23 protein-coding genes are annotated in these 19,468 nt (G+C 62.2%); 6 read left to right on the top strand and 17 right to left on the bottom strand.

Annotated elements, in window-relative coordinates; translation table 11 throughout:
- Positions 1-3 precede the first annotated feature (3 nt).
- The 13 genes from BHMPCIPO_RS04200 to BHMPCIPO_RS04140 all read right to left on the bottom strand — a co-directional run bounded on the left by BHMPCIPO_RS04200 (position 4) and on the right by BHMPCIPO_RS04140 (position 8,996).
- Positions 4-501: a flagellar basal body-associated FliL family protein gene (locus tag BHMPCIPO_RS04200; RefSeq protein ID WP_173515603.1), complete on the bottom strand. Its 498-nt coding sequence runs from the start codon at positions 499-501 to the stop codon at positions 4-6.
- Positions 502-519: 18 nt separating this feature from the next.
- Positions 520-1,230 (bottom strand): flagellar basal body L-ring protein FlgH, encoded by a 711-nt coding sequence (gene flgH / locus BHMPCIPO_RS04195; protein WP_173515602.1) that lies wholly within the window; start codon positions 1,228-1,230, stop codon positions 520-522.
- Positions 1,227-1,766 (bottom strand): MotE family protein, encoded by a 540-nt coding sequence (locus BHMPCIPO_RS04190; RefSeq protein WP_173515601.1) that lies wholly within the window; start codon positions 1,764-1,766, stop codon positions 1,227-1,229. Before BHMPCIPO_RS04190 ends, flgH begins: the two co-directional genes overlap by 4 nt.
- Positions 1,763-2,878: a flagellar basal body P-ring protein FlgI gene (locus tag BHMPCIPO_RS04185; RefSeq protein WP_173515600.1), complete on the bottom strand. Its 1,116-nt coding sequence runs from the start codon at positions 2,876-2,878 to the stop codon at positions 1,763-1,765. Before BHMPCIPO_RS04185 ends, BHMPCIPO_RS04190 begins: the two co-directional genes overlap by 4 nt.
- Positions 2,875-3,333 (bottom strand): flagellar basal body P-ring formation chaperone FlgA, encoded by a 459-nt coding sequence (gene flgA / locus BHMPCIPO_RS04180; RefSeq protein WP_246304370.1) that lies wholly within the window; start codon positions 3,331-3,333, stop codon positions 2,875-2,877. The genes BHMPCIPO_RS04185 and flgA overlap by 4 nt, the downstream gene beginning before the upstream one ends.
- Positions 3,334-3,404: 71 nt before the next feature.
- On the bottom strand, positions 3,405-4,193 hold the full coding sequence (flgG, locus tag BHMPCIPO_RS04175) for a flagellar basal-body rod protein FlgG (RefSeq protein ID WP_173515598.1): 789 nt from the start codon (positions 4,191-4,193) through the stop codon (positions 3,405-3,407).
- A gap of 11 nt (positions 4,194-4,204) precedes the next feature.
- Positions 4,205-4,546: a flagellar hook-basal body complex protein FliE gene (gene fliE / locus BHMPCIPO_RS04170; protein WP_173515597.1), complete on the bottom strand. Its 342-nt coding sequence runs from the start codon at positions 4,544-4,546 to the stop codon at positions 4,205-4,207.
- Entirely contained in the window at positions 4,546-4,965 is a 420-nt protein-coding gene (gene flgC / locus BHMPCIPO_RS04165; RefSeq protein WP_173515596.1) for a flagellar basal body rod protein FlgC, read from the bottom strand. Before flgC ends, fliE begins: the two co-directional genes overlap by 1 nt.
- 5 nt (positions 4,966-4,970) lie before the next feature.
- On the bottom strand, positions 4,971-5,351 hold the full coding sequence (gene flgB, locus BHMPCIPO_RS04160; RefSeq protein WP_173518077.1) for a flagellar basal body rod protein FlgB: 381 nt from the start codon (positions 5,349-5,351) through the stop codon (positions 4,971-4,973).
- Between the two features lie 170 nt (positions 5,352-5,521).
- Positions 5,522-6,079 carry a flagellar protein gene (locus tag BHMPCIPO_RS04155; protein WP_173515595.1) on the bottom strand — a complete coding sequence of 186 codons (558 nt, stop codon included), beginning with the start codon at positions 6,077-6,079 and terminating at the stop codon, positions 5,522-5,524.
- Complete coding sequence (gene fliI / locus BHMPCIPO_RS04150; protein WP_173515594.1) at positions 6,079-7,470, bottom strand: flagellar protein export ATPase FliI; 1,392 nt, start codon at positions 7,468-7,470, stop codon at positions 6,079-6,081. The genes BHMPCIPO_RS04155 and fliI overlap by 1 nt, the downstream gene beginning before the upstream one ends.
- Positions 7,471-7,488: 18 nt before the next feature.
- Positions 7,489-8,214, bottom strand: a complete 726-nt coding sequence (gene flgF / locus BHMPCIPO_RS04145) for a flagellar basal-body rod protein FlgF (protein ID WP_173515593.1) — start codon at positions 8,212-8,214, stop codon at positions 7,489-7,491.
- 2 nt (positions 8,215-8,216) lie between these two features.
- A complete protein-coding gene (locus BHMPCIPO_RS04140; RefSeq protein ID WP_173518076.1) occupies positions 8,217-8,996 on the bottom strand; it encodes a DUF1217 domain-containing protein in 780 nt (259 codons plus the stop codon).
- A gap of 183 nt (positions 8,997-9,179) precedes the next feature.
- Between BHMPCIPO_RS04140 and motA the strand changes: the two genes are divergently transcribed.
- From motA to BHMPCIPO_RS04110, 6 genes are all read left to right on the top strand, one after another.
- The gene (gene motA / locus BHMPCIPO_RS04135; protein WP_173515592.1) at positions 9,180-10,058 is read left to right on the top strand and encodes a flagellar motor stator protein MotA; all 879 of its coding nucleotides are present in this window, start codon (positions 9,180-9,182) and stop codon (positions 10,056-10,058) included.
- A gap of 4 nt (positions 10,059-10,062) precedes the next feature.
- Positions 10,063-10,998 (top strand): FliM/FliN family flagellar motor switch protein, encoded by a 936-nt coding sequence (locus tag BHMPCIPO_RS04130; RefSeq protein ID WP_173515591.1) that lies wholly within the window; start codon positions 10,063-10,065, stop codon positions 10,996-10,998.
- 60 nt (positions 10,999-11,058) lie between these two features.
- Positions 11,059-11,664: a flagellar motor switch protein FliN gene (gene fliN, locus BHMPCIPO_RS04125; protein WP_173515590.1), complete on the top strand. Its 606-nt coding sequence runs from the start codon at positions 11,059-11,061 to the stop codon at positions 11,662-11,664.
- A 142-nt stretch (positions 11,665-11,806) separates the two neighbouring features.
- Positions 11,807-12,838, top strand: a complete 1,032-nt coding sequence (fliG, locus tag BHMPCIPO_RS04120) for a flagellar motor switch protein FliG (RefSeq protein WP_173515589.1) — start codon at positions 11,807-11,809, stop codon at positions 12,836-12,838.
- 259 nt (positions 12,839-13,097) lie between these two features.
- A complete protein-coding gene (gene flhB / locus BHMPCIPO_RS04115; RefSeq protein WP_173515588.1) occupies positions 13,098-14,174 on the top strand; it encodes a flagellar biosynthesis protein FlhB in 1,077 nt (358 codons plus the stop codon).
- Between the two features lie 5 nt (positions 14,175-14,179).
- Positions 14,180-14,620 carry a BspJ family T4SS effector nucleomodulin gene (locus BHMPCIPO_RS04110; RefSeq protein WP_173515587.1) on the top strand — a complete coding sequence of 147 codons (441 nt, stop codon included), beginning with the start codon at positions 14,180-14,182 and terminating at the stop codon, positions 14,618-14,620.
- A 91-nt stretch (positions 14,621-14,711) separates the two neighbouring features.
- On the opposite strand, the gene visR is transcribed toward BHMPCIPO_RS04110, so the two are convergent.
- The 4 genes from visR to cheT form a co-directional block, all read right to left on the bottom strand.
- A complete protein-coding gene (gene visR / locus BHMPCIPO_RS04105; RefSeq protein WP_173515586.1) occupies positions 14,712-15,452 on the bottom strand; it encodes a transcriptional regulator VisR in 741 nt (246 codons plus the stop codon).
- Positions 15,453-15,464: 12 nt separating this feature from the next.
- Positions 15,465-16,205 (bottom strand): transcriptional regulator VisN, encoded by a 741-nt coding sequence (gene visN, locus BHMPCIPO_RS04100; protein WP_173515585.1) that lies wholly within the window; start codon positions 16,203-16,205, stop codon positions 15,465-15,467.
- An 827-nt stretch (positions 16,206-17,032) separates the two neighbouring features.
- Entirely contained in the window at positions 17,033-18,703 is a 1,671-nt protein-coding gene (gene fliF, locus BHMPCIPO_RS04095) for a flagellar basal-body MS-ring/collar protein FliF (RefSeq protein ID WP_173515584.1), read from the bottom strand.
- Positions 18,704-19,064: 361 nt separating this feature from the next.
- Positions 19,065-19,457, bottom strand: a complete 393-nt coding sequence (cheT, locus tag BHMPCIPO_RS04090; RefSeq protein ID WP_173515583.1) for a chemotaxis protein CheT — start codon at positions 19,455-19,457, stop codon at positions 19,065-19,067.
- Between the last annotated feature and the right edge of the window lie 11 nt (positions 19,458-19,468).

The following is a 19,468-nucleotide window of genomic DNA, read 5'->3' as shown; positions in this document are numbered from 1 at the left end:
GAATCATTGGATGACGAAAGTTCTGAACATCACATTGGTTACGCGCCCATCGGAGCGCAGGTCAACCCGCTCCTGGATGTCATCCCGGAGATATTGAAAGCCGCGCGGCCCCTGGATCTGCTGCAGGGAAACCGTCTTCAGATAGGCGGCGATATCCTGGTGGATCTGCTCCGCCAGCTTGGGATCGGGCACGCCGTCGAACTGCAGCGCCACCTCGAGCCGTACCCAGTTTTCCGAGGGATAGGCAAGGTTGGTGGTGATCGGCTCGAGCTGGACGACGCCGTTCGCTTCGGTCGCAACCTTCGGCAGACCCTCTTCGCCCGTAGCGTTGGCGGCCGGTTCCCTGGTCGCCTCCACCTCTGCCTTCGGCGGAGGCGGTGCGAGCAGGCCGCCGACCAGCCAACCGCCGCCGCCGGCGACGAGTGTCAGCACGGCAACGATCGCGATGGTCATCACCTTCGACGACGGCTTCGGAGCGCTGGCGGAATCGAATTCTTCCATCTTGCCGTTCCCTGCCGATCAGATCGGCGAAAATAGATCCATGAACTGCTGGCCGTAGGGCGGCTGCTGCACCTCGGTCAGGCGACCGCGGCCGCCATAGGAAATGCGCGCCTCGGCGATGCGGTCGTAGGAGATGACGTTGTCGGCATCGACATCCCGCGGCCGGACGATACCGGCGACATTGAGGATACGCAGTTCGTGGTTGACGCGGACCTCCTGCGAACCGCTGATCAAGAGGTTGCCGTTTTCGAGAACCCCGGTCACGACTGCTGCGACGAGCACCCTCAGCTTTTCCGAACGCTCCGTCGTGCCGTCGCCCTCGGTCTTGGTGTTCGAGCCATACTTCAGCTCGCCCTCCCAGCCAAAATCGCTGGCCTCCGACTTGCCGTTTGCGCCGACGTTGAAACCACTGCTGTTCTTGCGGCTACGATCGGTCTTGTTGTCGAAAGTGGCCCCTTCGTTGATCTTGATATCGACCGTCAGAATGTCACCGACATTGATGGCGCGCGCGTCCTTGAACAGGGCCGCCTGCTGGTCGTTCCACAGCGAATAGCCGTTCACCACCTGGCGCGGCTGCTTCGGATACATGGCGAGCTGCGGGGTCTGGGAGTATTGCAGGCCGCTGCCGATCGGGCTCATCGAAGGCGCCCGACCGATCTCGTTGAGCGCCTGGTTCTGACACCCGGCAAGGAGACCCGCCGTCAGCACGGCCGTTAGACGCATTTTCATGATGGTTCCTTCGAGGTGTTCGGATCGCTGGCGCTCGAGATGATGTTGGTAAGGGTTGCCGCCTTTTCGTCCGTCATTTCGCTGAGGATCAGCGACGACTGGCGTGCCGGCAGTTGCATGACGATCGCCGCCGCAATCTCCGGATTGACCATTTCCAGCTTGCCGGCAGCCGCATCCGGCTTCATCGTCTTGTAGATGTCGACAAGGCCGAGTTGGGCCTGTTTCAGAAAATCATTGCGGCGTTTCAGCCAGTCCTCGTATTCGTCGCGCCGCTTCTCCAGCGTCGCGATGCGTTCGTCGATGCTTGCCTGCAGGGTCTCGAGATCCTTGCGCTGCAGCACGTAGCGCTGGTCACGGGCGGCATCGGCAATGTTGGTGCAGAACTGCTGAATCTCGTTCTGCGTCCCGTCGGCCGGCGGAGGCGCGGTGACGTCCTGGGCGAAGGCGCCGGGCATCGTCAGCATCGAGGCTGCGGCCGCGCCGGCGAGTAACAGGTTGCGGACCTTGCCGAGAGTTGGGTTAATGTTTGCCGTCATTGCAGCACTAGCTCCGCCTGGAGGGCCCCGGCCGTTTTGATGCTTTGCAGGATGGCGATGATGCCGTCCGGCTTGACACCGATGTTGTTGAGACCGGCGACGAGGGAGCGGAGGCTCGATCCGTTGAGGATCGCCACCGTGCCGCCGTCGGACTGCGCGTTGATGGTCGTGTTCGGTTCCACCTCCGTTCGCCCGCGCGAGAATGGCAGCGGCTGGACGACAGTCGGCGTCTCGCTGACCTCGACGGTCAGGGTGCCGTAGCTCACGGCTACCTCATTGATGCGAACGTCCTGGCCGATCACGATTGTGCCGGTGCGTTCGTTGATGACAACGCGGGCCGGGACGTCCGTCTCGATCACGATGTTTTCGATATCGGCCATCAGCCGGGCGAGGTCCGCCATCTTCGGCTTTTCGACGAGCACGGCCTGGGAATCACGCGCCTCGGCAATGCGGCCGCCATATCGCTGGGCGGCATATTTGTTGATCGCCGCCGCCATGCCGACGGCCGTCGAGAAATCCGGGTTGCGCAGTTGCAGGACGAGGTTGAAGCCATCCTTGAACTTGGACGGCAGCTCGCGCTCGATGATCGCGCCGTTGGGCACGCGCCCGGCCGTCGTCACACCCTGGTTGAGGGTTGCCGCATCACCCTGCGCGGAGAAGCCCGTTACGACGACGGAGCCTTGCGCGACCGCGTAGATCTGACCGTCCGCGCCGGACAGCGAGGTCATCACCAGGGTACCGCCGCGAAGCGAGGTGGAATCGCCGAGCGAGCCGACAGTCACGTCGACGCGGCTGCCGGGGCTTGCAAACGGCGGCAGCGTCGCCGTCACCAGAACCGCAGCAACGTTGCGCGTGCGGGAATCGCCGCCCTGGGTGGAGATGCCGAGGTTCTGCAGCATCGCGCGGATCGACTGATCGGTGAACGGCGAGGCTCGCAGGGTGTCACCGGTCCCCTGGAGGCCGACGACGAGACCGTAACCGATGAGCTGGTTGTCGCGCCCCGCCTGAAGCGACGCGACGTCCTTGATCCTGGACGCGCCGAAAGCCGGCGTCAGTGCCGCGGAGATCGCGACGGCCAGCGTCAGGAACCATTTGCAGGCAAGCATTTTCATTTCGCCACCACATGGACAGTGCCGTCAGCCATCACCGTTCCGGAAACGATGACGCCGGTATCGATGTTGCGCGCCCGGATCAGTTCACCGACCGCGGCATCCTGGAGCGGCGATCCGGCGGCGCTGATGGTCAGGCCGCCATTGCTGAAGACGAGGCGCACGGTGGAACCGCGCGCGACGGCATATTGCTCACGCAGCGCGTTTGCGAGGATCACCCGGCCGGGCAGGAGCGTGCGCTTGGTGACCTTGCCCTCGATTTCGCTGAGGGTCCTGACGTAGCCGTCCGCGAGATCGGGGTTGGTCACGTCGACAACCTCGACGCGGCTGCGGTCGAGCGTTTCGCCCGGATAAATGGTCCGCGTCGGGATCACTGCAGTCAACCGTTCTGCGAGGCTCGCCGAAGGCAACAGGAAAGCGGCGGCAAGCAAGGTGCCGGCCGCCAGACGAAGCGCCATCGATGCGCTGCCGTCTTTCGAAACCTTGATGTCTGCGGTTCGGCGAAACATCATGTTTGCCCCCTCTTTCGTTACCTGAGGTTCTTGCTCACCGTGGCCGCCATTTCATCGGCCGCCTGAATGATCTTGGAGTTCATCTCGTAGGCGCGCTGCGCCGAGATCAGGTCGGTAATTTCCTTGACCGGATCGACGTTGGACGCTTCGAGGTATTTCTGCTTGATCTGGGCGAAGCCCGGGTCCGCCGGGGTGCCGACGATCGCGTCGCCGGAAGCCGGGGTCTCCTTGAAGAGGTTGTCGCCCTGCGGCTCGAGGCCGGCCTCGTTGACGAAGTTGGCGATCGTCAACTGACCGATTTCCTGCATTGCGGGATCGTTGCCGATACGCACCATCACCTGGCCGGAACTGGTGAAGGCGATTTCCGTCGCGTCCTGCGGAACCGTGATGCCGGGAACGACCGTGTAGCCGTCGATAGTCACGAGTTGGCCCTGGGCATTCTTGTTGAACGCGCCCGAGCGCGTATAGACCGTCTCGCCATCAGGCGTTTCGACCTGGAACCAGCCGCGACCCATCAGTGCCAGGTCATAGTCATTGCCGGTGTTGACCAGGCTGCCCTGGATATGCAGGTTGCGCACGGCCGCCGTCTGGACGCCGAGACCGATGATCGCGCCTTCCGGAACGATTGCCTGGTTGGAGCGGTTCGGCACGCCCTGGGCACGCTCGGTCTGATAAAGCAGATCGGAGAATTCGGCGCGCGCACGCTTGTAACCGGTCGTGTTGATGTTCGCGATGTTGTTCGCGATTACCTCGAGGTTCAGCTGCTGGGCGTTCATGCCGGTGGCGGCAATGGAAAGGGCCTTCATGTCTCGTTCCTTCAGATCTGCATGCGCGCGATTTCGAGATAGGCGGTGACCACCTTGTCGCGGATGGCGATCGCCGTCTGGAGCGACTGCTCGGCATTCATGACGGCATCGACAACTTCACGGGTGTTTGCCTGACCGCGAATGCCATCGAGCGATGCGCCCTCGGCCTTTTTCATCGCGTTGATGGTATCGGTTGCCATATCCCCGAGGACCGAGGCGAAGCTTTGCCCCTGCGGCACGCCCGGCGTGGCCGCCGGCATGCTGAAGATCGACGACGAGGAAGATGTGGAACGGGTGCCGTCGGTCTCTTTGGTGACCGAGAACGCGCCGAGGGATTTGACTGCATCGATCATTATTGCGAGGCTCTCAACAGGTCGATTGTCTGTGAAATCAGGTCACGGGACTGCTTGATGGTCTGGAGGTTGGCCTCATAGGCGCGGTTGGCTTCGCGCATGTCGGCCATCTCGACCAGGATGTTCACGTTCGGCATCTTGACCATGCCCTTGTCGTCGGCGGCCGGATTGCCCGGATCGAACTCGATGTTGAAATCCGAATCATCCGTGCCCTGCCGCTCGATCTCGACCAGCGAGGCGCCGCTTGCGCGATCCACTTCGGCTGCGAAGCTGATGGTCTTGCGGCGGTAGGGCTCCGAACCCGGGGTGTCGCCGGTCGAGCGGGCGTTGGCGATATTCTCGGAGACGATGCGCAGACGGGTCGATTCCGCCTGGAGGCCGGAGGCCGATACCTTGAGGGCCGAGGTCAATGGATCCATGGTTCTTACTTCCGTACCGTCATCAGCATCATGCGGTGAAACGCCTTCACAAGCCCGGCGCTGAGCTCGTAGTCGCGCTTGATCTCGCCGGTCTTCATCATTTCCTGCTCGATCGCGACGCTGTTGCCGGATTGCTGGATCTGCACGCCGTCGACCATGCCGACTTCGGCCACCTGCGAGGCTTCGAGGCCATCGGTGAAATGCGCCTTGTGGGTCGCGGCCATCTGCATGCCGGTATCCTGCAGCACGCTTTCGAACGGCTTGACGTCCTTCGCCTTGTAGTGCGGCGTGTTCGCATTGGCGATGTTGCCGGCCACCACGTTCTGGCGAACGGTCAGCCACTGGGCCTGCCGGGACGCGAGGTCGAAAAGCTGAATTTGCATCAGAAGCTCCATGCTTGGTGATGCGAACCTAGGCCGGTAATCTTGCGTGGGACTTTCGTCGGAAGCGGCTGCGATCGGGATGCCTGCATCCCACGGGCGGCCGGCGGGCGAACGGCAGCACGTCGCGCATCCGAGGAGATGCGCGACCATCATCCTGACGATGCGCTGGCAAATCAGTCGGCTTGGTAGACTTCGCCTGACGAGGTGATCATCACCCAATGGCCGTCGCGCTGCTCGAGCGTGGCGAGCCGGGTATTGTCGGGCAGAACCGAGCCGATGCGCACGATGTACATGCCGCTCGCATCCTCGATCAGCGCCCGGCCATTGGCGACATGCATCAGCTTGAAACCCGACTTGCCGGGAAAGGGCTGCGTCAGCCCCTCTTCCGCAGCCGACCCTTCGGGAGCCGGACCAGCACCGATGCCGGGCACCGTCGCCGTCGTCAGCTGATCGACCGCGGCAAGCGTCTCGCCGTCGGCATCGGGCATCGCCAGCGGCGAGACCGAGACGACGTTGCGGGCGGCGCGCTCCGGCAGATCGCGCGTGGAACCCTGCCAGAGCGGCGGCATGGTGAACTTATCCTGATGGAAGAAGGCGTACCAGGGAAAGAAGGTCGCGAAAGCGGCAAGCGCGACGCCGGTCGCGGCCAGGAACTTGTCGGTCATCGGCATGCGGCTGCTTCGCTTGCGCTGATGCACCTTTTCATCCGCATCGTAATCGGTCACCGCCATCACCTCGCCCTCGCGCCCGGTTGATTGCCCATCGCCGCCGCCTTCAATGCATTCGCAAGATCGGCAAAGGCGTCCTGCGCCGGGCGCTCACCGGCGGTCTGCGTCAGCACGTCGTAGATGACCGGCACCTGCTTGATCGCCATGTCGAGGTCAGGATCGCCACCGGGGCGGTAACCGCCGATCAGGCGAAGATCGCGGGTTTCCTCGAAGCGGTGGATCAGCGCCTTCAGACGCGCCACCAGCTTTTCCTGATCCGGCGTCCAGGCCTTGCGCGCCAGACGCGAGATCGAGGCGAGCGGATTGATCGGGGGATAACGCCCCTCTTCCGCAAGGCTGCGTTCGAGAACGATGTGACCGTCGAGAATGCCACGCGTCGAGTCGGCGACCGGGTCGTTGTGGTTGTCGCCGTCGACGAGGATGGAGATGATCGCCGTGATCGTGCCCGTGCCTTCAGTGCCGGGTCCGGCACGCTCCAGCAGGCGCGGCAGTTCGGTGAAGACGGAGGCCGGGTAGCCGCGGGCGATCGGGGGCTCGCCGGAAGCCGTCGCCACTTCGCGGATCGCATGTGCGAAACGCGTCACGCTGTCGACGATCAGCAGCACGTTGTCGCCATTGTCGCGGTAGTGCTCGGCGATGGTGACGGCGGTCAGCGGCGCCATCTTGCGCAGCATCGGGCTTTCGTCGCTGGTCGCCACCACCGCGACCGACTTTGCGAGATTGTCGCCGAGCGTATCTTCGATGAATTCGCGCACTTCACGGCCGCGCTCGCCGACCAGCGCGATCACCACCTTGTCGAAGGCGTCTGCTCGCGCCAGCATGGACAGCAGCGTCGACTTGCCGACGCCGGAACCGGCGAAGATGCCGAGACGCTGGCCGAGGCAGAGGGGCGAAAAGATGTCGATCGCCCTGACGCCGGTGACAAAGCCCTTCTCCACCCGCTTGCGGCTCATCGACGGCGGCGCGGTGTTGGAGATCGAGCGGCGCACCTCGCCCTGCAGCAGCGGCCCGAGACCGTCGATCGGCTCGCCGAGCGCATTGATGGTGCGGCCGCACCATTGGTCTGTCGGCGCGACGCGGAAAGCGCCCTTGCGGATCACGGTGTCGTGGATACCGATGGGATCACCCGGCTCGATCGGGCAGACGACCACCCGCTCGGGCTCGACCCGCACCACTTCGCCGAGATGGGTTCCGGTGACGCTCTTGTGGGCGACGAAATCACCGAGCCGCACATGCCGCGACAGGCCGGTTACCGTGTAGTGACCGGGCGAGATCGTCTGCACGTGACCGCCGGGAGCGATCGAGAATTCGGGCTTTGCATAGCGCTCGACGAGGCCGGCAAGTGCTGCCAGAGAGGTCGATCCCGCGCTTGTCTTCAGGCCTTCGCGTTGCATGCCGGTACCCGTCAGAAATTAGCGACTGCCGCCGAGCGTCTTGACCGCTTCCTCGAGCGATCCTTCGCTATCACGCAACAGGGCGGTGATGTTGTCGAAGGCGCGCGTGACCATGATCAGCTGCGACATTTCCTGGACGGCATTGACGTTGGACTCCTCGACGAAACCCTGCATCACGCCGACATCGAAGCGGTCGACCACCGGCTCCGGCTGCATCGCCGGCTGCACGGCGCTGTTGTCGAGACGGACGAAGCCGTTGCTGAAATCGGCCTGGTAGAGGCCGAGCGAGGCGACCGCGACGCCGTTCTGGTGAAGCGCACCATCGGCGCCAACCGTGATTTCCCCGCTATTGCCGTTGAGCTGGATCGGCGCACCACCGGCGTCGAGTACCGGATAGCCGCGGATCGTCACGAGTTCTCCGGCGTCCGTCAGCGTGAAGCGCCCGTCGCGCGTGAGCGCCGGGCCGGCCGGCGTCTCGATCTGAAACCAGGCGTCGCCCTTGACGGCGAAGTCGAGCGCCGAGCCGGTCCGCGTCAGCGAGCCGTTGCTGGTGTTCAGGAACTCCTCGCCCTTGCTGACATAGGCAACCTTGGTCGGCTTCGTATCGCCGAGCATCTGGTTGAACTTCACCTCGGTACCGCGGAAGCCGACGGTGCTGGCATTCGCGATGTTGTCGGCGAGCGTGTTGAGGCGCTTTTCGAGCGCCATCTGCGACGAAATCGCGACGTAAAGACCGGTCTGCACGTTCAGCGTCCCCCGAGTTTCAGGCTGTTGATGGACAGGAGAAGATCGGAAGAGATGCCGTAGCCGCTCGAAGAACCGAAGACTGCGAGCGGATCATAACCGTCCGTTGAATTTTTGGTTTCCCAGAGCGCCGTGAACCGGTCGAGAAACTCGGTCACCTTGCTCGGGTTCTGGAAATCCTTGAAATCGATCGCCTCTTCATAGGCCTCGGCCTGCCGATCGACATCGGTCGCGGCGAATTCGTCGGGCAGTTGCAGGGCGGTGCGTACTACCTGGGCCAGCGCCTCGTCGGCGATGATGGCATAACCACTGCTGATCGTCGGCGCCATGCGCGCAAAGTAAAGGGCGAGCCGTACGCCGGCATTCTCCTCACCGGCATTCTGCTCCAGCGTCTGGCGGGCATATTTGTCGGCAACGCCCTTCTGCGCCCGGTCGAAGGATGTGGCGGCCGCACCGTGGGCGGCAAAGTTCAGCGATTCGACGAGTTGCTTGTAGCGGTGGTCGGTCAGCTTGTTGGCGAAGGCGTCGTCATTGTCGATGCCTTCGGTCAGTACCTTGCGCATGAAAGCCTTGGCATAGGCCATGTCTTCGAGACCGTGGGCCTTCATGGCGTAGTTATAGAGCCTGGTATCGGCAAAGAAATCGTCGATCGTTTTCACGTCACCGATCTTCGACAGGTAGTATTCCGTCTCGCGCGCCACATCCGGCTGCTCGGCAACACGGGCCAGCGACTTCATCAAGTCGGCCGTTATCAGCTTGTAGCTCGTATAGGTCGTGGTCACGATCGGTTCGCCCCTGCCGGAATGACTGAGACAGAGCATGCGCCCTGCCTTGGCAAATCCTGACCGGATAGCCTTGCGCGAACCTGTTCCAGCGAAAGGCTCCGCCGCCCGTACCGGCCAGCCTCACGCAAGGATGAAACCGTATCCCGTTAGCGGAAAATAAGATCGCGACAGGTATCGAAAATGAACATCATCATCGGGCTTCTTGTGACGTTCGGCTGCATTCTCGGCGGCTATCTGGCGATGGGCGGCCACATGGAGGTCCTCAACCAGCCCTTCGAACTGTTGATCATCGGCGGGGCCGGCGTCGGCGGCTTCATCATGGCCAATTCGATGAAGGTGGTGAAGGATACCGGCAAGGCACTCGGCGAAGCCTTTCGCCACAGGGTACCGAAGGAGCGCGAATATCTCGACACGCTCGGCGTTCTCTATTCGCTGATGCGGGACCTGCGCACCAAGTCGCGCAACGAGATCGAAAGCCACATCGACAACCCGGAAGAATCCTCGATCTTCCAGTCGGCGCCGACGGTTCTGAAGAACAAGGAACTGACGGCCTTCATCTGCGACTATGTGCGCCTGATCATCATCGGCAACGCCCGTTCGCACGAGATCGAAGCGCTGATGGACGAGGAAATCCAGACCATCACCCACGACAAGATGAAGTGCTACCACGCGCTGACGACGATGGGCGATGCCTTCCCGGCCATCGGCATCGTCGCCGCGGTTCTCGGCGTCATCAAGGCCATGGGCGCGATCAGCGAGGCGCCGGAAGTTCTCGGCGCCAAGATCGCAGCCGCACTCGTCGGCACGCTGCTCGGCGTGTTCCTGTCCTATTCGATCGTGGCGCCGGTTGTCGCCAACATCAAATCGGTGCGCGAAAAGCAGAACCGGCTCTATGTCATCGTCAAGCAGACGCTGCTTGCCTACATGAATGGCTCGGTACCGCAGGTCGCTCTCGAATACGGCCGCAAGACCATCTCGGCCTATGAGCGTCCGTCGATCGACGCGGTCGAGCAGGAAATGATGAACCCCGGCGGTGGCAGCGAAAGCAAGGCGGCCTGATCCCATGAGTTCCAACGTTCACGCATTCGACCGGAAACTCCTGGCGCGCATGACCGGCGCGCTCGGTGACGACCGGGTGATCGGCCGGCTGGCGCTCGAACTCGGCCAGGTCTTCGGCGAATTCCTGCCCGACATCTGCCGGGCGGAAACGGGCCTCGACATCACGATCGGCTATGCCGGTTTCCGGACGGGACTCCGGCAGGAGTTGATCGCCGGCCTCGGCACCGGCGTGGTGATCAGTGACGTGTCGTTGCGCAACTGGTGCGCGGATTTCCAGATCGGCTGCGACAGCCCGATCATCATCACTCTCGTCGAGGCGCTGCTCGGCGCCGAGCCAGCCGGGATCGAGGAGCCGCAGCCGCGTGCGCTCTCGCAGATCGAGATCGATGTCGCGGTGCCGCTTTTCGAAAAGATCGCCGACGTGCTGCGCACCGCCGTCAATGCGCCGGGTGGTTTCGAACCGATCGTCGAACGTCCGCTCAACAGCGCTTCGCGTCCCAAGCCCGATCCGATGATCGAGGACATCCATGCGGGCGCCATCGACATGACGATCGGCTTCGGCCCGGTCATGTCCACCTTCTCCGTCATCGTTCCACAGAGCGTGCTCCTGAAGACCACCATCGTCTTCCCGAAGGGCAGCGGTCAGCAGCGCAACGCAAAGGCCGAATGGACCGAGCAGCTCGAGGAACAGGTGCGCCGCTCCGCCGTCACGATCGAGGCGCGGATCCGGCTCGAAAGCCTGACGCTCGAAACGATCAGCCGGCTGCAGGCGGGCGACGTCATTCCCTTCCACGACGCCCAGGATGTTCGCGTCGACGTCAACGCCAACGGCCGCGACCTCTATGTCTGCGAATTCGGACGGTCGGGATCGAAATACACGGTCAGGGTCAAGGACACCCACGGCTCGGAACAGGACATCCTTCGCCACATCATGAGTTAAATCGGCCTGCCGCGCGCTCGCAGCATGCCTGAGGCAAGCTTCAACTGGAATAGTTCTCACATGGCACCCAAGAAAGCACCTATCAACGAGGCAGACGTCGCGGTCGGAGACATGGAACTCGACCAGGCGATCAATGACCTGCGCGGTGTCCTCAAGCAGGATTCGGATGCGCCGGCAGCCTTCGGCTCGGATTTCGGCAGCGAACCCACGGGCGCGGCAACCGATTTCGGCAGCGAATTCGGCACCCCGGCCGGCGGCCTCGACGCGTTCGGCGGCAACTTCGGCTCCAGCGACTTCGGCGCCGATCTCAGCGGCGGTTCCGTTTCGGGCGACTTCGGCGGCGCGGATTTCGGCACGACGTCCTTCGATGGCGCTGAAGCGGCGATCGACACGCCGCCCGGCAGCGGCATGACGGCCAATCTCGACCTGATCATGGATATCCCGATCGATGTCCAGATCGTGCTCGGCACGAGCCGCATGCAGGTTTCCGGTCTCATGGGCTTGAGCGAAGGTGCAACGATCGCGCTGGATCGCCGGATTGGCGAGCCTGTCGAGATCATGGTCAACGGCCGGGTGATCGGCCGCGGTGAAATTACCGTTCTCGAAGGCGACGATACGCGCTTCGGCGTCAAGCTCATCGAGATCAAGGGCAGCAAGAAGTCATAGAGCCAAGAGCGGGATGAGGAAAAGTGTTTACGGTTTTCCGCCCGCATCCCGCTCTAACTTATGAGAATCGATCACGTTTATGATTTTGGGTCGATCCGACCCAAAATCATCGTGATCTTGTGACCGGGCGAAGGATGAATCCATGATGGATTTCGAAAGTTTCGAGGCTCAGGCGCTATCAAGGCCGCTGAGCCAGACGGACAAGGCAGCGGCCGTCCTGCTTGCCATGGGCAAGGGCGTCGCAAGCAAGCTCTTGAAGTTCTTCACCCAGAGCGAGTTGCAGTCGATCATCGCCGCGGCGCAGTCGCTGCGCGCCATTCCGCCGCATGAGCTCGAAGCGCTCGTCAACGAATTCGAAGACCTCTTCACCGAGGGCGCCGGGCTGATGGACAATGCCAAGGCGATCGAAAGCATCCTCGAAGAAGGCCTGACCCCGGACGAGGTCGACGGCCTGCTCGGCCGCCGCGCCACGTTCCAGTCCTACGAGGCCAGCATCTGGGACCGCCTGCAGGAATGCGACCCGGTCGCCGTTTCGGTACAGCTTGCCAAGGAACATCCGCAGACGATCGCCTACGTTCTGTCGATGATGCCGTCGGGCTTCGGCGCCAAGGTGCTGCTGCAGCTTTCCGAAGAACAGCGCCCGGACATCCTCAAGCGCGCCGTCAACATGAAGGACGTCAACCCGAAGGCAGCCGCGATCATCGAGAAGCGCGTCATGGAAATGATCGGCGAGATGGAAGCGGAACGCAATTCGGCCGGCCCGGCCAAGATCGCCGAGGTGATGAACGAACTCGACAAGCCGCAGGTGGACACCCTGCTCGCGTCGCTCGAATCGCTCAGCACCGCTTCCGCCAACAAGGTGCGTCCGAAGATCTTCCTGTTCGACGACGTGCTCTACATGCCGCAGCGCAGCCGCGTACAGCTCTTCAACGACGTGTCGACCGACATCATCACGATGGCGCTGCGCGGTTCGACGGCCGAATTGCGCGAATCGGTACTCGCCTCGATCGGCGCACGCCAGCGCCGCATGATCGAATCCGATCTCGCCATGGGCGATGCCGGCATCAACCCGCGCGACATCGCGATCGCACGGCGTTCGATCACCCAGGAGGCCATCCGCCTGGCAGCCAGCGGCCAGCTCGAGCTCAAGGAGAAGGACGCGCAAGCAGCCTGATCGCACAGCGCGCAGACGGCCTGACCCCCCTTTCGCCACGGTATTTCCTGTTGAGCCCCTGCATATGCCGGGGCTCAACGCTTGTCTGCCCTGCGTTTCGGGTTCACTACTGCATGGCTTCCGAGATCGGAATCGATTGAGGGATAATGATGCGGCAGCTCAACGTGGTGCAGCAGGCTTCTTGCGCCTGAACAGGCGCGCGGCGCTGATGGAAAACGCGAACGAGGCTGCGCTGGTGTAACCGGAGCCTTCCTGCTTCATGTCTGATGATCAGGATAAAGACAGCAAAACAGAGGCCCCGTCCGAGAAGAAGATCTCCGACGCCGCCGAGAAGGGTAATGTGCCTTTCTCTCGCGAGGCGACAATGTTCGCCTCGACGCTGGCGATCTACATCTTCTTCGTCTTCTTCCTCGCCGACGGCGTCAGCACCATGGCGGAGGCGCTCAAGGACATCTTCGAGCAGCCCGAAGCGTGGCGGCTGGAAAATTCGACCGACGTGGTGGCGCTCATCACCCATCTCGCATGGAAATCGACCGCGCTGCTCGTCCCGGCCTTCGTGCTGCTCATCATCTTCGGCGTCGGTTCCTCGATCTTCCAGAACCTGCCGCGGCCGGTCCTGGACCGCATCCAGCCGAAGCTCAATCGCATTTCACCGATGGCTGGGTTCAAGCGCATCTTCGGCGTGCAGGGACTGGTCGAGTTCGGCAAGTCCCTGTTCAAGATCATCATCGTCTCCGTCGTCGTCGTGCTGGTGCTGTGGAACGACTACTTTGCGACGCTCGACCTGATGTTCTCCGATCCGGTCACGATATTTTCGACGATGACGAGCGACCTCAACGAGATCATGATCGTCATCCTGTTTGCCACCGCAGTTCTGGCGATCGCCGACCTCTTCTGGTCGCGCCATCATTGGTACACCGAACTGATGATGACCAAGCAGGAAGTGAAGGAGGAAATGAAGCAGGCCCAGGGCGATCCAATCGTCAAATCGCGCCTGCGCTCGATGCAGCGTGATCGGGCGCGCAAGCGGATGATCTCGTCCGTACCACGCGCCACGCTGGTCATCGCCAACCCGACCCACTACGCCGTCGCCTTGCGCTATGTCCGCGAGGAAAACGACGCGCCCGTCGTCGTGGCGATGGGCCAGGATCTGGTTGCCCTGAAAATCCGTGAAATTGCGGAGAAAAATGGCGTGCCCGTCTTCGAGGACCCGCCACTCGCACGCTCCATGTTTGCACAAGTCTCGGTCGATAGTGTGATTCCACCCGTGTTTTACAAGGCTGTTGCCGAGCTCATTCACAGGGTGCATGCGTCGCAACCAAAACGGATGACATAACTCCGATGAAAAAGTGCGAATTCTCCGAGAAACGGGAACAGATCGTCGCTGAAGCAATCCGCCCCGTGGCGACCGAACTGCGGCTCATCGACGCCGCCGATTTCATCGCACTCTTGCGGTTCGAATCCTACGCAAGCCTCGCCGATCTCGTCGAATCGGCGGCAGAACTTTACTTTCTGCCCGGCACGGTCAACTTCGGCCTCGGCGGCAACTACAATCTGGATTGGGATTGCGAGCCGGAAATCGTCCTCGACCTGGAGCTCAAGCCCCGCGGCGTCACCATCTATGCGCGCCTGTCGCTCGGCAACGAGACGGCCGGTATCGAGATCAGCCATATCAGCTTCCAGAACCCGTCCGCCGACCCGGACGAGAACACGGCATTCCTGGCCCGAAGCCTGGCGGACGCAAAGTTCATCAAGTCCTACGAATTGCCGCTCGCAAGCTGAGAGAACCGCGCCAGAGCCCCCTCAACTTGCCGAGGGCGCCAGCGCTTAATGCCCTTGTGGGAGGCGCAGCGCCCGATCCCGCCGAGCGCTCTTAGCTGATGTAACCAAGGCGAATGGCCTTGGCGATCGCCTGGATGCGATTGACCGAGTCGAGCTTCGTGGTCGCCGCCCCCAGATAGGCGTTGACCGTGTGGACGGAGAGGCCCATGCGCTCGGCGATCTCTTCGCTGATATGGCCGTCGCCTGCCATCTGCAGGCAGGCGATCTCGCGGTCGCTCAGGGTTTCGGCCGGTGCCATGCGCTTTTCGTCGGCAGCCAGCAGGTCGGTCATGATCATGCAACTGCGGCCGTGCAGATCCACCACCTGTTCCGTCGAGGCATCGACGTAGCTGCCAGCAAATATCACGTAGCCGTTGCCCTGGGCGCCGAGCCTGACGGGAAAGGCGATGCCCGAATAGGCGAGCTTGCGCGCTTTCAAGCGGTACGCAAAGGGCGCGAGTTCCGAGACCTCGACCGCCTGGTGTTCCCCTGCCCCATTCCAGAGCACCGGCAGCAGCGACTGATCGAGATGGGTAACCAGTTCCTCGCCATAGGCGGTGATGAGATCATGCGCGTTCGCTTCGGCCGAAATGCCCCAATTGTCGAGCACGCAGGTCAGCTTTCGGGCGGTGCCCTTGCCGTTGAGGCGCAGCACGGCGAAGTGCTTGGCATTGATCTGCCGCTGCATGGCTTGAAGACGCGTGACCAGGGTTGCGGCACGGGCGGCGCGGTTGCCCTGTCTGGCGAGCTTGTGGTCGTCGTCAATCCGCCCACCACCGAGAAAATGCGTCATCGCGCCCGTTCCTTACACAAGATTGTTGCGCACCGCGTAGGCGATCGCCTCCGATCGCGTCCTGGTCGCGGTCTTGCGCATGACACTGGTGATGTAGTTGTTGATGGTGTTGCGCGAAATTCCGAGGATCACCGCGATCTCTTCGCTGGTCTTGCCCTCGGCGATCCAGAAGAGGCATTCGAGCTCGCGTTCGGTCAACTCGAAATCCCGGTCGTGCCGGACCTCTGTGCGCGTGGTGAAGCTTGCGAGGTAGCCCGCAAGCAGCGTGACGTCGCGCAGGCTCTCCTGCGACAGGATCACGTCTTCCGGTACGAGTAGCATCAGCGAGAAGCGCAGGCGTCCGACATTGAAGGTGATCGCGCAGTATTCGCGGCTGATGCCGCGCGGCAGGTCGATATCATCGGGCAATGCGTAGAAGCACGGCTGCAGCACCGCCAGACATTTCTCCAGCTCGGTCGTCTTGGCGTGGAGCGACGTGACGACGCCGGAGAGGCGTCGGACGACATCAAAGGGCCAATCGGAGCAGACCACGAAATCGAGCCCGTTGTCCTGCGAGATGTCGTAACGCGCCAGCATATAGTGGCTCGCGCCGACATACTCCGTCAGCGCCGAGAGACCGCTGCCGAGGCCGCCCCGCCCGGCGACTTCCCCCAGCCTTCGCAAAAGCTGCTCGCGCGAGAACCCGCCGCCGCGCGCACGTGTCGGTGCCGTCGGCAAAGGCCAGACAGCGATGTCTGCTTGCGAAATGTCCATGAATTCAGCCCCCGTACCGGATTCACATCCCGGAACTGCACTTGCACTGTCGCCGCCAACAGCCGGCCGAAGCCGATTATTACCACCAGTCGCAGATCAGGACGCGAATCAACTGCTAAAAATGTACATGGCCACGAGAAAAATACCACCGCCCCGTCCTGGCTACTTACTTCACGTCCGGCGCTCGGGCCAAGCACGCCTCGCACGTTCGGGCCAGCTACGTTCATTGCCGGCGCCAAAGCGCAACCAATTGACAGAAAACGCATTTCCGTTCGAAAACTTGGCTTTCCGCCACGATTGCCGCAATTCCGGATAGGACCTACCGGCGTCATTGTGCCCGGAAAACAGGCGTTTGTTGCCGATATCCGAAAATTAGAACCTCGAGAAATTATACTTTGTTTTCACGGCTGTTGCTGAAATGCACCAGGAGATTTTCGGATTTTCTCATTTTACCGATATATAAATTGTGAAATTGTCAGAATAAATCCTGATTTTCGATAAAGTTATATTTCGATTTGACTATGTATAGAGGGAATCCGGTACAGTACATGAGCGCAGCTGATGCACGCCATGGGCCCGCGCCGAATCTATAAATTAAGATATCGTTAAAATATTACCATTCGCGGCATCCGGCGGGACTCAGCGACCTCGCTTCGAAACTTGAAGCAAATTTCGCGACGATGACGACGGAGGCGCCCGGACTCTCATAATATTTGGCCCGAACATGAACGCCGCCGCGAAGGATGCCGTGGTGGCGCCCACAAACACGAATCCCGCCACCAGGGCGGGATTCGTGTTTGATTGCGGCGGCCATGGCTGCGGCGGGATCAGGCGGCCTTGTCGAGGGCCCATTTGCGCAGGATCTTCGCCGCGCGTTCTTCGCTGATCTCGACCATCCGGGCCAGGCGCCTTTCCGGCCCTTCCTTGACGCGGCGGTTGAAGCCACCGTCCTCGCCCATGTTGAGCAGGTCGTCGGTGCTGTCGAAGCCGAAGTCCGACCCGAAGCCTTCCATGAGCGCCCCGCCGGCACCGGCATTGGCCGGAGAGAAGTCGGGCAATTCGAGACCGGCGGCTTCGCCTTCGAGCTGGCCGGCGGTGCTGCCGAACCCGAGCTGGCGGGCGAGCGGCCGCATGCCCCAGACAACCAGAGCGGCCACCACGATAAAGGCAAGGGCATTGATGATGCCGCCGAGATTGCGGGTCAGCGTTTCCATCACGCCGGGGCCGGCGACGGCCTGGTCGAGCAACTGCGTTTCGACGAAGTCCATGGCCGTCAGGGTAACGACGTCACCGCGGCTCGTATCGAGGCCGGCGGCGGACGCAACGATCTTCTGCATGTCCTGCAGATAGGCGTCGATCTTCGCCTGATCGGCCGGTTCGCCAACCATCGCGGCCAGACGGCCCCGGTTGACGACGACCGCGACGGAGAGGCGTTCGATCGTGTAGCTGTTCTTGACGGTGGCGATCGTCTTGCTGTTGATCTCGTAGTTGGTCTGCTCTTCCTTCTTCTCGGCCTCGTCGCTGGACTTCGGGCCGGCGCCGCCGCTGGGGGCAGCCTGCGGAATGTTTTGCTGGACGGTCGCGGCATTGTCCGGCTGCTGCTGGCTGGACTTCTGTTCTTCCTTGGTCACGCGCGTGGAGCGCTCAACCCGCGATTCCGGATCGAAGACCGTTTCCTGGATCTGCTGCGTATCGGTGTTCAGCCGCGCAGTGACGCTCGAACGGAAATTGTCCATTCCGAGGAAGGGCGCCAGCGCATTGTCGATCTTCTTCTCAAGTTCGGTCTGGACGTTCTGGACAACGCCGAGCGACTGGTTGAGAGCGCTGTTGGCCGGGTCGTCACCGGAGGCGAGCAACTGTCCCGTCGAATCGAGCACCGTCACGTCATCGACGTCGAGCCCGGGCACGGAAGAGGCGACGAGATGGCGGATCGAGGCGGCGGCGCTGCGGCCCACGGTTGCGCTGGCACGGATCATGACCGAGGCAGTGGGGTTCTGGTCAGCCTTGCGGAAACTGCCGCGCTCCGGCATCACGATGTGGACGCGGGCGGCGGCGATGCCCGAGATCTGCTGGATCGTGCGGCCGATTTCGCCTTCGAGGGCACGTACCCGCGTCACTTCCTGCATGAAGGAGGTGAGGCCGAGCGAGCCGACATTGTCGAAGAGTTCGTAACCGGCATTGGCGCTGCTCGGCAGGCCGCGCTCGGCAAGCAGCAGGCGCGCCTTGCTCGTCATGCCGACGGGAACCTGGAGGCTGGCGCCATCGGAGCCGACATTGAAGTCGATATTGGCCTCGGCCAGCGCAATGCTGATCTGGGTGACATCGCTGCGTTCGAGCCCGACATAAAGCGTTTCGAACGAGGGTCTGTTGACGTAAATGCCCGCCCCGAGCACCAGGCCGACCGCGACAACGCCGGCTGCCGCCAGCGCGATCAGCTTGCCCTGCCCGAGATTGCTCAGGTTCTTCGTGACCGTGGAGAGTTGATCCAACAGACTCATTCTGTTTCCGCACCCAGTATCGCAGGACATTCGGACCGGTCATCGGCCGAGCGCCCTGCGCAGTTCCAACATTCGGGTTTGCTGGGTATCGACATGCTTCGTATCGACTTCCAATGCGCGCGAATCTACCAGCCCCGGTCGGGACCGTAGGAAACGAAACTTGCGCGAACTTGGCTTGATCCGGCTTGATGGCCGATCGGATGGCGGCGCCGGCGGAGTTGTCCACCGGCCTAACAAGAGCCCAGGGCGACGGATATCCGGGACAAGCAGCCTTGCCAGGCCATGAGTTATCGCGCCATTAAATGCCTGATTCTAAAGACTTATCGTCCGGGCGCGGCGTCAGCAGGGCTCCCGACGAGCGTCAGAACGCCTCGAAATCACCGGCTGCCTTGGTCAATGGCTGGGAGTGGCCGTGGCGCAACATGCCGTTGCCAAGTGCCTTCTTCATATCGGCAAGCTTGACGAGGCTGACCGCGGTGGTCACGTCGACCAACCAGTTGTCAGGGATCGACGCCGTTATGGTGTCGATGAATTCCGCGAGGCCACGCGTCTTCTGCACGGCGAGGTCGATGCCCTGGAGCACCATCATCTTGTCCGGGTTTGCGAGCGCATCAACGCCCTCGTCACCCAGAAGCTGCGGTTCGACCCGTTCGATCAGATAGGCGACGTCGTGCAGTTCGGTGACGATTCGCATCAGCACTTCGGGCAGTGCTTCTTCCACGTGCGGCATGTGGCCCTGGTAGTCAGTCTGCATCGGTATGTCTC

Source organism: Ensifer sesbaniae (assembly GCF_013283665.1).
GTDB lineage: Bacteria > Pseudomonadota > Alphaproteobacteria > Rhizobiales > Rhizobiaceae > Ensifer > Ensifer sesbaniae.
Note: the sequence above shows the minus strand (reverse complement) of the source record. Positions and strands in the feature narration are given on the sequence as shown.

Coding starts and splice junctions, on each gene's coding strand:
- flgG (WP_173515598.1), bottom strand. CDS start 4,193: ATGAAGGCCCTTTCCATTGCCGCCACCGGCATGAACGCCCAGCAGCTG.
- fliE (WP_173515597.1), bottom strand. CDS start 4,546: ATGATCGATGCAGTCAAATCCCTCGGCGCGTTCTCGGTCACCAAAGAG.
- BHMPCIPO_RS04155 (WP_173515595.1), bottom strand. CDS start 6,079: ATGGCGGTGACCGATTACGATGCGGATGAAAAGGTGCATCAGCGCAAG.
- flhB (WP_173515588.1), top strand. CDS start 13,098: ATGTCTGATGATCAGGATAAAGACAGCAAAACAGAGGCCCCGTCCGAG.
- fliF (WP_173515584.1), bottom strand. CDS start 18,703: ATGAGTCTGTTGGATCAACTCTCCACGGTCACGAAGAACCTGAGCAAT.
- BHMPCIPO_RS04200 (WP_173515603.1), bottom strand. CDS start 501: ATGGAAGAATTCGATTCCGCCAGCGCTCCGAAGCCGTCGTCGAAGGTG.
- BHMPCIPO_RS04185 (WP_173515600.1), bottom strand. CDS start 2,878: ATGAAAATGCTTGCCTGCAAATGGTTCCTGACGCTGGCCGTCGCGATC.
- flgC (WP_173515596.1), bottom strand. CDS start 4,965: ATGGATCCATTGACCTCGGCCCTCAAGGTATCGGCCTCCGGCCTCCAG.
- BHMPCIPO_RS04130 (WP_173515591.1), top strand. CDS start 10,063: ATGAGTTCCAACGTTCACGCATTCGACCGGAAACTCCTGGCGCGCATG.
- flgH (WP_173515602.1), bottom strand. CDS start 1,230: ATGAAAATGCGTCTAACGGCCGTGCTGACGGCGGGTCTCCTTGCCGGG.
- motA (WP_173515592.1), top strand. CDS start 9,180: ATGAACATCATCATCGGGCTTCTTGTGACGTTCGGCTGCATTCTCGGC.
- cheT (WP_173515583.1), bottom strand. CDS start 19,457: ATGCAGACTGACTACCAGGGCCACATGCCGCACGTGGAAGAAGCACTG.
- fliI (WP_173515594.1), bottom strand. CDS start 7,470: ATGCAACGCGAAGGCCTGAAGACAAGCGCGGGATCGACCTCTCTGGCA.
- visN (WP_173515585.1), bottom strand. CDS start 16,205: ATGGACATTTCGCAAGCAGACATCGCTGTCTGGCCTTTGCCGACGGCA.
- BHMPCIPO_RS04110 (WP_173515587.1), top strand. CDS start 14,180: ATGAAAAAGTGCGAATTCTCCGAGAAACGGGAACAGATCGTCGCTGAA.
- visR (WP_173515586.1), bottom strand. CDS start 15,452: ATGACGCATTTTCTCGGTGGTGGGCGGATTGACGACGACCACAAGCTC.
- fliN (WP_173515590.1), top strand. CDS start 11,059: ATGGCACCCAAGAAAGCACCTATCAACGAGGCAGACGTCGCGGTCGGA.
- BHMPCIPO_RS04190 (WP_173515601.1), bottom strand. CDS start 1,766: ATGACGGCAAACATTAACCCAACTCTCGGCAAGGTCCGCAACCTGTTA.
- fliG (WP_173515589.1), top strand. CDS start 11,807: ATGATGGATTTCGAAAGTTTCGAGGCTCAGGCGCTATCAAGGCCGCTG.
- flgA (WP_246304370.1), bottom strand. CDS start 3,333: ATGGCGCTTCGTCTGGCGGCCGGCACCTTGCTTGCCGCCGCTTTCCTG.